This window comes from Micromonospora sp. CA-249363, assembly GCF_050950185.1.
Lineage (GTDB): Bacteria > Actinomycetota > Actinomycetes > Mycobacteriales > Micromonosporaceae > Micromonospora.
The window spans coordinates 4,735,471-4,749,592 of sequence record NZ_CP192020.1 but is presented as its reverse complement, the minus strand read 5'-3'; the positions used below and the strand labels follow the sequence as shown (position 1 = coordinate 4,749,592).

Genomic DNA, 14,122 nt, shown 5'->3' with positions numbered 1-14,122 from the left:
ATCGACCGGTGACGAATCGATGGGGCATGACGGTGCCGTTGGGCGGGGTCCCACTGGCCGACCACCAGGCGGTCTACGCGACCCTCGAGCGATCCGGGTTCACCGACGTGTGGTCGTCCGAGGTCGCCGGGACCGACGCGTTCACCCCGCTTGCCCTCGCCGCGGCGTGGCAGCCGCAGTTACGGCTGGGGACCGCGATCACCCCGGTCTTCACCCGTGGCCCCGGGCTGCTCGCGATGACCGCGGCGGCGCTCGCCGAGGCGGCGCCGGGCCGGTTCGCGCTCGGCATCGGCGCGTCCTCCCCGGTGCTGGTGCGGGACTGGAACGCGGCACGGTTCGACGAGCCGTTCCGGCGTACCCGGGACATGCTGCGTTTCCTGCGGGCCGCCCTGCGCGGTGAGACGGTGGACGAGGTCTACGACACCTTCACCGTGCGCCGGTTCACCCTCGAACGCCCGCCGACCGCGCCGCCGCCGATCCTGCTCGCCGCGCTGCGCCCGGGGATGCTCCGGCTGGCCGGCGCCGAGGCCGACGGGGTCATCCTCAACTGGCTCAGCGCCGACGACGTGCCGCGAACCCTCGCCGAGCTGGGCGAGCGCCGGACCGGCTTCGAGGTCGCCGCGCGGATCTTCGTCTGCCCCACCGAGGACGCCGCGTACGCCCGCACCCTCGGCCGCCGGCTCATCACCAGCTACCTGACCGTCCCGGCGTACGCCGAGTTCCATCGCTGGCTCGGCCGCGACGGGACGCTCGCGCCCATGTGGGAGGCGTGGGCGGCCGGTGACCGCCGCGCGGCGAGCGCGGCCGTACCCGACGAGGTGGTCGACGCCCTGGTGCTGCACGGCTCACCCGAGCGCTGCCGTGCCCAGGCGCGTCGCTACGCCGAAGCCGGCGTGGACGTGCCGATCCTCGCGCTGCTGCCGACCCCGGAGGTGACCGCCGGCGGCGCGGCCGCGCTGACGACCCTCATCGCCCAACTCGGCGCCGAGCCGACGGGAGTGTCCGCGTGAACCTGACCGACCGGATCGTGGTCGTCACCGGAGGGGCCGGTGGCATCGGCGCGGCCCTCGCGCGCCGCTTCGCCGCCGAGGGCGCCGCCGCCGTGGTCGTCGCCGATCTGGACGCCGAGGCCGCGTGCGCCGTGGCCGAGGGCATCGGCCCGGTGGCGCACGCCGCCGCCGTCGACGTCACCGACGAGGCCCAGGTACGGGCGCTCGTCGACGACACCGAACGACGGTTCGGCCGCATCGACCTGTTCTGCGCCAACGCCGGGGTCACCACGGGCGGGGGAGTCGAGGTCGACGACGCGGGTTGGGACCGGGCGTGGCGGGTCAACGTGCTCGCCCACGTCTACTCGGCCCGTGCCGCGCTGCCCGGCATGCTCGCCCGCGGTGGCGGCCACCTGCTGCACACCTGCTCCGCGGCGGGGGTGCTGACCGCGGTGGGCGACGCCGCGTACACCGCCACGAAACACGCCTCGGTCGGCTTCGCCGAGTGGCTGGCCATCACCTACCGGGACCGGGGCATCCGGGTCAGCGCCCTCTGCCCGCAGGGGGTGGACACCCCGATGCTCGCCGACGGGATCGCCGAGGGGCACCTCGGCGCCCGGGTGATCACCGCCTCCGGTGCGGTGCTCACCCCGGAGCAGGTCGCCGACGCGACGATCGCCGGGCTCGCCGAGGAGCGGTTCCTGATCCTGCCGCACCCGGAGGTCGCCGACTACGCCCGCCGCCGGGCCGAGGACCCGGACGGCTGGCAGGCCGGCATGCGCAAACTCATCCGCCGCCTGACGACCTGACCTGGTCCGGCCCGGGTCCGGCCCGCCCTGGCCCGGCTCGGGTCCGGCCGGGCGTGCCGGACCAGGGCCGAGATCGTCGGTCACGTGTCGCGTCGGTCGGGCGGCTCTGCCAGCCGCTCCATCCGAGTCCAACCGGACCAGCCGCGCTGGCGCATCAAGGCCCGCAGTCGCTCCGCGCGCTGGTCGGTCTCGACAGCGAACGCGTCCAGCAGGTCGGGCAGATCGCCCTGCATGCCATCGTCGAGGACGTCGCCGGAAGCGTAGGCCTCCTCGGCGAGGGCGGCCATGATGTCGGCGGCCTCCTCCAGTAGCGCGTCCCCGCCCGTGTCGCTCTCGAAGATCTCGGAGAGGACCCGATACAGCCGGACGACGCGCGGGTCATCGAGCTGCGCGAGCTTCGAGGGCATCCACTCGACGACGAGATCGGGCCAGCGGGCCGCGACCAGGATCCACCCGTCCCGTTCGGCCTCCACCATCCGCGTCGACGCCCCGATCTCCCGCAGCCGGTCGAGATAGGCGACCACCTGCGGTGCGAGCGCGAGGCTGTCGCCGGCCGTGAGCCGCGCGATCTGCTGACGGCTGGTCTCGAGTCGGGCGATCTCGTCGCGCAGGTGGCTGTCGATCCGCCGCACCGATTCCGCGAAGATCGACGCGTCGGCTTCGAGCATCCGAGCGATCTGCGACAGCGGCACGCCCGCGTTGGCGAGGGTGCGGATCCTGATCAGCGACACCACCGCCTTGGCGCCGTACCGCCGGTAACCCGACGCGTCCCGTTCCGGCTCGGGCAGCAGCCCTACCTGGTGGTAGTGGCGCACCGCCCGCGTCGTCACGCCCGCGTACGCGGCCAGTTGACCGATCGTCAGCATGCTCTGATCCTGCCCGCCCTCGGTCCGAGCCGTCTCAGGAGATCCGGCGACGGTAGGAGACCGTGGCGAACACGTACGCCACCACGAGGATGCCGACGCACCAGGCCAGGGCGACCCAGATGTCGGCACCCACCGGCTGCTCGGTGAACAGACGCCGGATCGCGTTGACGATCGAGGTCACCGGTTGGTGTTCGGCGAACGCCCGGACCGGGCCGGGCATGGTGTCGGTGGGTACGAACGCCGAGGAGACGAACGGCAGGAACACGAGCGGGTAGGAGAACGCGCTCGCGCCGTCCACGGACTTGGCGGTGAGGCCGGGGACCACGGCGATCCAGGTCAACGCCAGGGTGAACAGGAGCAGGATGCCGACGACCGCGAGCCACGCCAGCACCCCGGCGCCCGAGCGGAAGCCCATGACGAGGGCGACGCCGACGACCACCACGAGCGAGATCATGTTGGCGACCAGCGAGGTGAGCACGTGCGCCCACAGGACCGCCGAACGCGCGATCGGCATGGACTGGAAGCGTTCGAAGATGCCGCCCTGCAGGTCCTGGAAGAGCCGGAACGCCGTGTACGAGATGCCCGAGGCGATCGTGATGAGCAGGATGCCGGGCAGCAGGTAGTTCACATACGAGTCGGTTCCGGTCTCGATCGCGCCGCCGAAGACGTACACGAACAGCAGCAGGAACGCGATCGGCATGACGGCGGTGGTGATGATGGTGTCCGGGCTGCGGCCGATGTGCCGCAGCGAACGGCCCAGCAGGACGGCGGTGTCGCCGAGGAAGTGCCTGTTCATCAGTGGTCCTTGTCTGCGGTCGTGCCGACGAGGGCGAGGAAGACGTCCTCCAGGGTCGGCTGCTTCTCGACGTACTCGATCTGGGCGGGCGGGAGGAGCCGTTTCAGCTCGTCGAGGGTGCCGTCGACGGCGATCCGGCCCTCGTGCAGGATCGCGATCCGGTCGGCGAGGTGCTCGGCCTCGTCGAGGTACTGGGTGGTGAGCAGCACGGTCGTGCCACCCTCGGCGAGCTCCTTGACGGCCTGCCACACCTCGATGCGCGCCTGCGGGTCGAGCCCGGTGGTCGGCTCGTCGAGGAAGATGACCGGCGGGTTCCCGATGAGGCTCATCGCGATGTCCAGACGACGGCGCATGCCACCGGAGTACGTCGCCACCCTCCGGTTGGCCGCCTCGGTCAGCGAGAAGCGGCGCAGCAGGTCGTCCGCGATCGCGCCCGCTCCTTTGAGGTGCCTGAGCTTGGCGACCAGGACCAGGTTCTCCCGCCCGGTGAGGATCTCGTCGACCGCCGCGAACTGGCCGGTCAGGCTGATGGACTCGCGGACGTCGGCGGCCTGGGTCGTGACGTCGAAGCCGTTGACCTGAGCGGTGCCGGCGTCGGCCCGCAGCAGTGTCGCCAGGATCCGCACCATGGTGGTCTTGCCCGCCCCGTTCGAGCCGAGCAGCGCGAAGATGCTGCCCCGTGCGACGGCGAGGTCGACGCCGCGCAGCACACGCAGCTCCTGGTACGACTTCTCCAGTCCCTGCACCCGTATCGCGGGCTCCCGGAGCTCCGGGGTTGTTGACGCGTTGTTCATGGCAGGCAGCATGAAGGGTTGACGCAGCGTCAAGGTCAAGCCCGGAGGGCCGGCAGTCTCCGAGTTGATCAAGAGGTTCGCGTCAGAAGGACGCCCACCGATGACGCGAACCTCTTGATCAACGCCGGAGGCGGCGGGCGCGGCGCAGGGGATCGGGGTGGACCGACCAGAGCAGGCGACGCCACCAGGGACGGGCCGCCCGCAGCGTCGTCACGTAGGCGGTGGCCACCTCGGCGGCGCGGTCCGCCTGGTCGGCCGTCGCGGTGCCGGGGGCGAACCCCACCTGGTTGAGCAGCGTCGCCAACTCGTCCACGGCCGGGTCGTGCACCGCCTCCGCGCCGGAGCGCGAACCGTCCGCGCGCCGGTCCCGGGCGTCCGTGAGAGCCTGTCGGGCGCGTCCGGCCACCTCGGTGGCCGCCAGGTCGTCGCCGACCGGCCGACCCGCCAGCCGCAACGCGTCCGTCACCTCCCGCCAGGCGCCCGCGATGCGCTGGCCGGGATCACCCCGCACCAGCCGGCCGCGGGTCAGGGATCGACGCATCGCCAGCAGGGTGAGCAGCAGCGCCCCCACCACCAGCAGAGACCCGCTGCCGCCCGCGACCAGCACCGGCGTGGACACACCATCGCGCGCCGGCGGCCCGTCGGGAGCGGCCACCGGCTCCGGCGACGCGGTCGGCTCCGCGGTGGGCGCGGGCACCTCCGACGGCGGCGGGTCCTCGGGTGTGGGGCGGAAGTCCTCCTCCACCGGCCGCGGCTCGCTCTCCGGGCGGGGAAGCGGGTCGAACGCCACCCAACCCAGCCCGTCGAACAGCACCTCCGGCCAGGCGTACGCGTCCCCGGCCCGCACCGGTCCCTGACCACCGGAGGAGAAACCGACCACCACCCGGGTCGGCAGCCCGGAGAGCCGGCCGAGCACCGCGAACGCCGCCGCGAACTGCTCCGACGTGCCCCGCTGCCCGCCACCGTTGCGCGGGCCGAAGAGGAAGAAGGCCAGGTTCGGGTACGCGTGCCCGCTCGGCGCGTCCGCCACCACCCGGTAGTGCTCGCCCAGGAACTGCTCGATCGCCGCCGCCCGCGCGTACGGGGCGCCGTTCTCCTCGGCGAGCTGGGTCGCCAGCCGGCGCATCGGGTCCGGCACACCGTCGGCGACCCGCAGCACCCGGGCCACCTCCTCGCCGGCGGGCACGTTCGCGGTGGCCAGCAGGTTGTTGGTCGGGCGCTCCCGGACCGATGTCACCTCGTACCGCAGCCCCGGGGTCAGCCCCTCCGGCCGGATCAGCGTCCCCGTCGCCGGGTCGTACGCCACCCGCGCGCCGCTGACCTCACGGGGCGTCGCCACAGCGGGGAGCAGCCGCCCGGTCAGCTCCGCCACGGTGATCTGCTGCCGGACCGTCTCGACCGTGCTGTCCCGGGCCGGCGCGGTGGCCGGCAGGATCCGCCCCGCGTTGCGGTACGTCGCGCCGACCCGCCAGGTGATCCCGTCGTAGTCACTGAGCACCGCCAGCCGGATCCGCACCCGGCCGGCGGCGTCCGTGTCCTCGACGGGTGCGGCGACGCCTTCCGTGCTCACGTCGAGAAGCTTCTGCTCCGGATGCAGCGCCCACCCCGAGATCCGGATCAGCGGGTTCTCGTCGAGCGTCTCGACCTGCGGCGGCTCCACGTAGCGGCGCGGATCGACCGGCCGCCCATCCACCTGACCGGCGACCACCGGGCCGAGCAGCGCGACCAGACCGATCACCAGGACGACGCCGACCGCCGCCGACACCGCCAGCCGAAGCCGTACCGCCGCGCGTACCCCCGGGGCGAGACCGGCCGCCGGATCACCGCCGGCCGGCGACGAACCGGTCGGCGCGGCCAGCCCGACCGCCGCGACCGCGACGAACGCCACCGTCGCCCCGATCGCCGGCTCGGCGTTCGGACCGACCACGTACAGAGCCGCGGCATACAACCCCGCCGCCGGCAGGTAGCCGAGCAGCACCCGGCCGGTGCGCAACGCCACCTCCGCCCCGGCCAGACCGGCCAGCCAGGCCGCCACCACCGGCACCAGCACCGTGTCCGGCGTGGGCTCCACCGGGATCATCGCGGTGAGCAGGCGGGGGATGCCGTTGCGCGCCGCGTCGGCGCTCACCTCCAGCAGGCTGCCCGGCAGGTCGGCGCGGGCGGCGGCCAGACGCAGCGACCACAGCGTCCACCCGGCCAGCGCCGCCATCGACACCGGCGCCACCAGCCACGACGGCAACCGCCGGGCGGCCACGCTGACCAGCACCGAACCCACCGCCGCGCCGATCACCAGCCGGGTCAGCAGGTCGCCCGCGTACACCCGGCCGAGCGCCACCCCGGCGAGCGCGACGAGCACGATCAGCGTCAGCGGCACGACGGCCGCCCGCAGCGCGCGTACCGCCCGCCCCGCCGCGCTCGGGCCGCCCGCCGTCGCGTTCTGCGCCTCGCGCTGGGGCGCGATGCCCGTCACCACCGCCGCACCCCGTCCCACTCGGCGGCGAACTGCGCGCCGTCGGCCGCGTCGACCACCACCAGGCCGGCCGTGCCCGCCGGCGTCGGCTCGGCCGCGCCGAACACCCCGACCACCACCGACGGGTACGCGCCGCGCAGCGCGCCCACATGACCCAACCCGTCCCGCCCACCGGGGCCGGTGAGGAACACCAGCGTGTCGCCGAGCCGTTCCTGGCGCAGTCGGGTGGTGACGGCGCGCAACGCGTCCGCCTCGTTCGACAGGTCGACGGCGGCGAGCCGGTCCAGCGGACCGAGCGGGGCGGCGTCCCCACCGTCTGCCCGCTCCCCGTCGACCAGCAGCAACAGCACCGGCAGGTCCGCGCGGTGCGCGGCGATGACGACCGACGCCGCCGCCTCGCACGCGGACTCGAACGACTCCGCCACCCCGCCCGTGCGCTGCGGGTGCGCGGCCGCCCGATTGTCCAGAAGGACGACCAGACTGGGCAGGCTGGTGTCCACGTTCTCCCGCACCATCAGCTCGCCGACCCGCGCGCTCGTGCGCCAGTGCACCCGCCGCAGCTCGTCCCCGACCACGTACTCCCGCAGCGAGTCGAACGTGATGGACCCGTGCGGCACCCCGTCCACCCGCCCGTCCAGGCTCCGTCCCGCGCCGGTCGGCACCGCCGACAGCGGGTGGATCCGAGGGTGCACCCAGACCGGCGCCGTCTCCCCGTACGGTCGCGCGAGCGCCACCAGCCCCAGCGGATCCCGCCGGGTCACCCGCAGCGGACCGACCGCCACCACCCCACGACGGTCGGTCGGAACGTCGTAGCGGACCTCGGTGTCCCGACCGGGACGCAGGCGCAGCAGCGGCACCGGCACCGCGCGGGTGCCGCAGCGGTCCTCGGCCAGCAGGTTCGCCGAGCGCAGCCGGCCGGCGTTGCGCACCGTCAGCGTCATACTCGCCGGCTCGCCGCGCGCCACCCGGTCCGGATCGGCCCGGCGCGCGACCACCAGCCGGGGCCGCCAGGCCGCCGTCAGCGCCGCATAGCCGACTGCCGCGCCGGCCGCCGCGCCCAGCAACGTCAACTCGGGGTACGCGAAGCGAAACCCCGCCCCCAGCAACACGACGGCGGCGACGAGCAGCCCGACCCCGCGGGCGGTGATCCCCATGGCGCTGCCGCCGGTCAGCCCTGCACCGGGGCCGGCTGCCCCGACGGCAACGGCACCGGCACCGAGGCGACCGCCTGGCGCAGCACCTCCGCGGCGGTCATGCCGCGCACCTGCGCGTCCGGAGTCAGCAGCAGCCGGTGCGCGAACACCGGCTCGGCGAGCGCCTTCAGATCCTCCGGCATGATCCAGCCCCGCCCGTCGATCAGCGCGTACGCGCACGCCGCCCGCGTCAACGCGATCACACCCCGAGGGCTCACCCCGACGCGTACCTGCGGATGGGTACGGGTCGCGGCGGCCAGCCGGACCGCGTACGCGTACAGCGGCTCGGCGATGTGCACCCGGCGCGCCATCTTGACCATCTCCCCGACGGTCGCCGTGTCGGTGATCGGGACGAGCGCCTCCGGGGAGCGGACCGTCGCGCCGCGCAGCACCTCCACCTCGACCGCCTCGTCCGGGTAGCCGACGGACAGCTTCACGAGGAAACGGTCGAGCTGCGCCTCGGGCAGCCGGTAGGTGCCGTCCATCTCGACCGGGTTCTGCGTCGCCACCACCAGGAACGGCGTCGGCACCGGGTGCCGGACCCCGTCCACGGTGACCGTGTGCTCCTCCATCACCTCCAGCAGCGCCGACTGCGTCTTCGGCGACGCCCGGTTGATCTCGTCGGCGATCACGATGTTGGCGAACACCGGCCCCGGGTGGAACTCGAACTCCCGGCTCGCCTGGTTGAAGATCGTCACGCCGGAGACGTCCGACGGGAGCAGGTCCGGCGTGAACTGGATGCGCCGCCACTGACCCTGCACCGTGGCGGCGATGGCCCGGGCCAGGGTCGTCTTACCGACCCCGGGCACGTCCTCCAGCAGCACGTGCCCCTGGGCGAACAGCGCCGTCAACGCCAGCCGGACCACCTGCGGCTTGCCGAGCACCACCGCGTTGACGTTCTCGGCCAGCCGGGCGGCCAGGGCCGCGAAGCCCTGCACCTCCGGCTGGGTGAGCGGCTCGTGGGTGTTCACGGTCGGTGGTGCTCCTCGCCTGGTGGTTCAGCAGGTGGGCAGGACGTTGATGTTGTCGCCGCCTTCCAGGTTGAGCCAGGCCCAGGGAATGTAGTTCTTCCCGTCGTAGTTGACCTGCACCCACCAGGTGCTGCGCTTGTCGTTGTTGTAGATGTAGGCGTAGACCTCTTCGCCCGACTTCTTGCAGTAGGCCTGCAGGCGTTCACCGTTGGGCACCCAGCCGGCCTGGCGGTCGTTGTCCTGCCGCGGGACCTCGAAAATCTCGTTGCCGTTGCGCGCGTTGGGGATCTCCCGTGTGCAGTAGCTCGCCTCCGGGCCGGAGGCACCGTTGCGGCACGTCGCGATCCCGTACAGCGGCTGCGTCTTCTGCGCCCTCGTCGCGGTGGTCTTGCCGGCGGCGTTGCTCGCCGTCACCGTGAACGTGTACGCCGTTCCCGGCGTCAGGCCCGACATCGTGATGCTGGAACAGGCCCCGGCCTTTGTCGGCTCACCCGACGTGCTCAGCGAGCAGGTGGCCTTGCCGCCGCCCGCGTCCACGGTGAACGTGACGGTCGCTCCCGTCGCCGTCGCCGACGAACCGGTGACCGTGATCCGGGGCGCGGCGACCGTACGGGCCGTGGCGGTGGCCTCCGGGCCGGGCCCGGCCTCGTTGACCGCCTTCACCTTGACCGTGACGTTCTGGCCGTTGCCCAGACCGGTGACGGTCGTGCGGGTCTCGGTCACCTCGCTGGTCCTGCCGCCGACGTCCACCTGGTACTTCGTCACCGGCCGGCCGTTCGCCTCGGCCGGCGACCACTGCACCGTGACCGCGCCCGGCTGCTCGGCGACCGTGCCGGCCCGTAGGTCGAGCGGACGACCCGGCGCCGCAAACGGCACCACCGTGTTGCTGACCGGCGAGGCCGCCGAACCGGCGCCCTTGTCGTTGACCGCCACGACGGTGAACGCGTACTGCGTGCCGTACTCCAGCTCACCGGCCGGCACCACCAGCTCGGTCTTGGTCGACTCGCCGGCCGGCGCGTTCGTACCCGCCGACGTGGCCGTCACCGCGTACTTGGCGATCTTGTTGCCCTGGGCGTTCGCGGCCGGCCACTTCACCACCACCGTGCCGTCCGGCCGCTCCTGCGCCGTCACGCTGGCCGGCGGATCGGGGACCGCGGCGGTCGGAGTGACCGGGTTGCTGCTGCGCGGCGGGCCGTCACCCTTGGCGTTCACGGCGTGCACGGCGAACCGGTACGTCTCACCGTTGGTCAGGCCCTTCACCTCGACCGCACGCTGGTTGGCACCCACCTCCAGGCGCTGACCGGCGCCCTGCACGACGTACTTGATGATCTCGGCGCCGTTCGCGGCGGCCGGCCGCCAGCTCACCCGGGCCTGGGCGTTGCCGGCGGCGGCCGTGACGCTGCGCGGCGCGCTCGGCTTGCTCACCCGGGGCTTCTTCGGCGGGGGCGGCGGCGGGGGCGCCGGCGGCGGGTCACCGCCCAACACGTCGTTGGCGTACTTGTCGACCTCGCGCACCTGGTGCTTGTCGTCCACCACCCGGGCCGTCGCCGAGTCGGGCGAGTTGATGAAGAGGTGGTTCTCCCGCACCTCCATCTCCAGCGGGCCGGTCGCCTTGCCCTTGATGGTGTCGACCAACTGGCCGCCCGCGTCGAAGGAGTAGATGGTGCCGGTGGCCTCGTCGGCGCAGTAGAACCGGTCGGCCCAGGCCACCGCCGGGCTCAGCCGCTCGCCGCTGCCCGGCACCGTGAACGTCCGCTCCGCACCGGCGTCACCCACCACCAGCACCCGCCGCTCGGCCGGCACCGTCACCGGCACCCGCGACCCGGACGTGCGAGCCGGCACCGCCGCCCGGCCGGGCAGCGTCAACGGCGTCGGACGCACCTCGCCGCGTTGCACCCGCACCAGCTTCCCGGCCGTCCGGTCCAGCACCGCCACCCCGTCGTCCAGGGTGGAGACCTGCAACTCGTGGCTCGGATCGGCGACGTCGTACGTCTCGACCCGCTCCGGGCTGAGCCCTGCGCCCGCCGGCGCGGCCGAGGCCGGCGCGGACGGCAGCTTCGCGGCGGTGACCGCCGAGACCGTGCCCTCGCTGGGCACCGCGATCCAGAGCCGGCCCTCACCGTCGAACGCGCCGCCGGTGATGCCCGGCGGATAGCGCACCGGCTCACCCACCGGGCTCAACGACCGGGGGTCCAGCTGCCGCACGATGCCCTGCACCGCGTCGACGACGAACGCCGCGTCCTCGTGCAGCGCGACGCTCACACCCAGGCCCGGCGTGGTCGGGGTGGTCGCCGTGAGCTGCAACGTGGCCAGGTCCAGTGAACTGATCTGCCCGGTCTGCAGGTCCCGCAGGATCAGCAGCCGGTCGGTCTGGGCGACCTGCATCGGGTGCCGACGGGCGCCTGGAATCTCGGTGCGGGTGTCCACCCGGGCCGTCACCCCGTTGACCCGGGCCAGCTCGCTGCGCACCCCGCTCCACAGCCAGGAGCTCGCGTCGTAGTTGGCCACCGCGTTGTCCGCCGCGCCCAGCCCCAGGACCGTCAGCCCCATGGCGGCCAGCAGCACGGTCACCGTGCCCACGGTCACGAGCCCGCCTCGCATCCGGGATCGGGATCGGGGGGCGTCGGTCCGCTCGGCGTCGTCGATGCTGGCCACAGCCGGCTGCCTTCCCTGAGTCGTGGCAGGTGGCGTACGCCTCGCGGCGACCCCTCCCCTGAGCCGGGTGCCATCATATGGCCCGGCCGGGAACGGGGGAACCCGCACCGTCACCCCTGTGGATACCGAGCGTGCGCGGTGGACGCCCAGCTCAACTCCACAATCGTCAATCCGATGAAGACCAGGTCCGACGTGCGGGTTCAGCTCGGCGGTGTCGACCGCTCACGAACCGTGCACACCTGACCCGACGTGGCGAAGCTGTCGGTCGAGTAGACGGCCAGCACGGTGAAGCAGTAGTCCACCCGGGAGCTGAGCCCGTTGACCGTGTGGCTGGTCCGCCCCGGCTCCACGGTGGCCATCACACCGAGCGCCGACCCGGCCCGCCCACCGGCGACCATGAACGGCACCGTGCCACCGGACGGATCCGTCCAGCTCAACGTGATCGTCACCGCGTCGTCGCGCAGCTTCAGGTCGCCGGGAGGGGGACCGGTCGTCGCCGGCGCCGCCGTCACCGGTGCCCCGGACGGCGGCGGCGCGTCGTCACGGCTCAACACCACCGCGCCCAGGCCCACGACCGCCACCAGGGCAACCCCGGCGGCCACCGCCGCGCCGATCACCGTCGCCCGGTTGCGGCCCGTCGAGCCAGCCCCATCGGTGTACGCCGGCGCGTACGCCTCCTGCGGGTAGTACTGCCCCGGGTACACCTCGTGGCCGGCCGGGACGTGCTGCGCCGCGTACTGCCGGCCGGCCGGGTACTGCTCGGCGGGCGGGTACTGCTCGGCGGCTGGGTACTGCTCGGCGGCCGGGTAGCCGGGCGTGCCCGGCGGGTCGTAGGGCGCGCCGAGGCCCGGGACCAGGTCGTCCACCGGAGTCGACGCCGAGCCGCCAGGCCCGCCGGCGAAGGACCCGGGGCGGCCGTGTCCACCCGGGACGGAAGCTGGCCCGTTCGGTCCACCCGGGACGTGGGCTGGCCCGTTCGGTCCACCCGGAACGGGGGCTGGCCCGTTCGGTCCACCCGGGACGTGGTCTGGCCCGTTGGGTCCGCCCGGAAGCGGGGCGGCGGACGTCGTCGGGGCCGGTCCGGGGTTCGCTGTCCAGGCCGACGTGCCCGGCACGCCGACGTCGGGCCTGCCCGACTGGGGAGTCGCCGGCCCGACGGCCGGAAACACCTCCGTCGACGCGGACGCGAAGCCGGACACCTCGCCGGCTCCGGTCGGGACAGCTTCGACGACTCCGCCGCCCGGTCCGGGCCGCTCGGGCACGCTTGTCGGGCCGCCCGCGGTGACGGGCGAACCCGGCGTGACGTCGGCGACTGTGGACTGAACATCTGCCGACTCAGGGGCGTCAGTACCGGACGTGGGTAGCGGTTGCGGAGGCGCGCTGCTGCTCCAGGGCGGAGCGGTCAGTCCCCACGGCGGTGCGCTCACCGGAGGCGCCGACACCGGCTGGCCGTGGCCGAGTGGCGCGGACACGGGGTAGTGCGGGCCGGGTGGTCCGGAGACGGGCTGGCTGCGGCCAGGTGGTGCCGACACGGAGAAACCGGGCGGCCCGGAAACCGGGAACGGCCGGGCTGGGGGTCCGGAGGTGGGGTGCGGGGGTCCGGACGTCGGGAAGGTGGAGGCCGGAGGGCCGGAGACCGGGAAGGCCGGGGCTGGGGGACCGAACACGGGGTGCGGGGGTCCGGACACCGGGAAGCCCGGGGCTGGCGCGCCGGAGACGGGGTGCGGGGGTCCTGACGTCGGGAAGGCCGAGGCCGGGGGGCCGGAGACGGGGTGCGGGAGACCGGACACCGGGAAGGCCGGGGCCGGGGGACCGGATACGGGATAGGCGTGGCTGGGCGGACCGGACACCGGGGTGGAGGGCGAACCGGACACCGGATAAGGGCGGGCGGGCGGCCCGGAGACCGGCTGGTCGTACCCGGGTGGGGCCGACACCGGGCGGCCGGGTGCGGGTGGTCCGGAGGTCGGCGCCGACGGCAGGGGCGGTCCGGAGACGGGCAGCGGTGGTGCGGCGGGCGTCGCGCCGGCTGCGTGGTGGGTGGACGTGCCCGCCGGACTGTTCGTCGTCGGGATCGCCCCGGACGGCGTCGTACCCGCTGCCGTGACGGCTGCGCCGCTCGGACCTGCCGCCGCGAGTCGAGCCGCCTCCTCGGCCAGGAGGGGCTCGATCTGCCGTACCTGAATCGTGGGGTCATCCCACCGCGGCGCCGGCACCGACGCTGGTGGCGGGCTGGTGTGCGGAGCGGCGGAAGTCGGCGCGGTCGGCCGCTGTGCGGCGGTGGGCGGTGCGGCGGTGGGCGGTGCGGCGGTGGGCGGTGCGGCGGTGGGCGGTGCGGCGGTGGGCGGTGCGGCGGTGGGCGGTGTCTGCGGCCCGCTGGCGGCCGGGCGGATCGGCGCGTCATCCGTGCACTGACGTGGCGGCGTGGGTGGAGGCTGTTGCCGCACGTGTGGCGCGGGCTGGGCCGCCACCCCAGACGTTGGCGCGACCCCTGGGCGGGGCGTGGCCGCCTGCTGCTCTACCCGCTGGCGGGGCGGCATCGGCGGCGCGGCCGGTACCGGAGGGACGGCCGACGCGGGCCG

11 protein-coding genes are annotated in these 14,122 nt (G+C 74.1%); 3 read left to right on the top strand and 8 right to left on the bottom strand.

Annotated elements, in window-relative coordinates; genetic code table 11:
• Positions 1-26: 26 nt before the first annotated feature.
• Together ACQPZK_RS21015 and ACQPZK_RS21010 are read left to right on the top strand one after the other, a co-directional pair.
• Entirely contained in the window at positions 27-1,010 is a 984-nt protein-coding gene (locus tag ACQPZK_RS21015; RefSeq protein ID WP_433539258.1) for an LLM class F420-dependent oxidoreductase, read from the top strand.
• Entirely contained in the window at positions 1,007-1,798 is a 792-nt protein-coding gene (locus ACQPZK_RS21010; protein WP_433534646.1) for an SDR family oxidoreductase, read from the top strand. Before ACQPZK_RS21015 ends, ACQPZK_RS21010 begins: the two co-directional genes overlap by 4 nt.
• Before the next feature lie 80 nt (positions 1,799-1,878).
• On the opposite strand, the gene ACQPZK_RS21005 is transcribed toward ACQPZK_RS21010, so the two are convergent.
• The 8 genes from ACQPZK_RS21005 to ACQPZK_RS20970 all read right to left on the bottom strand — a co-directional run bounded on the left by ACQPZK_RS21005 (position 1,879) and on the right by ACQPZK_RS20970 (position 12,409).
• The gene (locus ACQPZK_RS21005; protein ID WP_433534645.1) at positions 1,879-2,664 is read right to left on the bottom strand and encodes a MerR family transcriptional regulator; all 786 of its coding nucleotides are present in this window, start codon (positions 2,662-2,664) and stop codon (positions 1,879-1,881) included.
• 34 nt (positions 2,665-2,698) lie between these two features.
• Positions 2,699-3,460 (bottom strand): ABC transporter permease, encoded by a 762-nt coding sequence (locus tag ACQPZK_RS21000; RefSeq protein ID WP_433534644.1) that lies wholly within the window; start codon positions 3,458-3,460, stop codon positions 2,699-2,701.
• Positions 3,460-4,254 (bottom strand): ABC transporter ATP-binding protein, encoded by a 795-nt coding sequence (locus ACQPZK_RS20995; protein ID WP_433534643.1) that lies wholly within the window; start codon positions 4,252-4,254, stop codon positions 3,460-3,462. The genes ACQPZK_RS21000 and ACQPZK_RS20995 overlap by 1 nt, the downstream gene beginning before the upstream one ends.
• A gap of 118 nt (positions 4,255-4,372) precedes the next feature.
• The gene (locus ACQPZK_RS20990) at positions 4,373-6,745 is read right to left on the bottom strand and encodes a transglutaminaseTgpA domain-containing protein (RefSeq protein ID WP_433534642.1); all 2,373 of its coding nucleotides are present in this window, start codon (positions 6,743-6,745) and stop codon (positions 4,373-4,375) included.
• Positions 6,721-7,878, bottom strand: a complete 1,158-nt coding sequence (locus ACQPZK_RS20985; RefSeq protein WP_433534641.1) for a DUF58 domain-containing protein — start codon at positions 7,876-7,878, stop codon at positions 6,721-6,723. The genes ACQPZK_RS20990 and ACQPZK_RS20985 overlap by 25 nt, the downstream gene beginning before the upstream one ends.
• A 14-nt stretch (positions 7,879-7,892) precedes the next feature.
• On the bottom strand, positions 7,893-8,888 hold the full coding sequence (locus ACQPZK_RS20980; RefSeq protein WP_433534640.1) for an AAA family ATPase: 996 nt from the start codon (positions 8,886-8,888) through the stop codon (positions 7,893-7,895).
• Positions 8,889-8,915: 27 nt separating this feature from the next.
• Entirely contained in the window at positions 8,916-11,489 is a 2,574-nt protein-coding gene (locus tag ACQPZK_RS20975; RefSeq protein WP_433539257.1) for a fibronectin type III domain-containing protein, read from the bottom strand.
• A 254-nt stretch (positions 11,490-11,743) separates the two neighbouring features.
• Positions 11,744-12,409, bottom strand: a complete 666-nt coding sequence (locus ACQPZK_RS20970) for a fibronectin type III domain-containing protein (RefSeq protein ID WP_433539386.1) — start codon at positions 12,407-12,409, stop codon at positions 11,744-11,746.
• Positions 12,410-13,727: 1,318 nt separating this feature from the next.
• On the opposite strand from ACQPZK_RS20970, the gene ACQPZK_RS20965 reads away from it, so the two are divergent.
• On the top strand, positions 13,728-13,955 hold the full coding sequence (locus ACQPZK_RS20965; RefSeq protein WP_433539385.1) for a hypothetical protein: 228 nt from the start codon (positions 13,728-13,730) through the stop codon (positions 13,953-13,955).
• Positions 13,956-14,122: the final 167 nt, after the last annotated feature.

Coding starts and splice junctions, on each gene's coding strand:
- ACQPZK_RS21015 (WP_433539258.1), top strand. CDS start 27: ATGACGGTGCCGTTGGGCGGGGTCCCACTGGCCGACCACCAGGCGGTC.
- ACQPZK_RS21005 (WP_433534645.1), bottom strand. CDS start 2,664: ATGCTGACGATCGGTCAACTGGCCGCGTACGCGGGCGTGACGACGCGG.
- ACQPZK_RS21000 (WP_433534644.1), bottom strand. CDS start 3,460: ATGAACAGGCACTTCCTCGGCGACACCGCCGTCCTGCTGGGCCGTTCG.
- ACQPZK_RS20995 (WP_433534643.1), bottom strand. CDS start 4,254: ATGAACAACGCGTCAACAACCCCGGAGCTCCGGGAGCCCGCGATACGG.
- ACQPZK_RS20985 (WP_433534641.1), bottom strand. CDS start 7,878: ATGGGGATCACCGCCCGCGGGGTCGGGCTGCTCGTCGCCGCCGTCGTG.
- ACQPZK_RS20975 (WP_433539257.1), bottom strand. CDS start 11,489: ATGCGAGGCGGGCTCGTGACCGTGGGCACGGTGACCGTGCTGCTGGCC.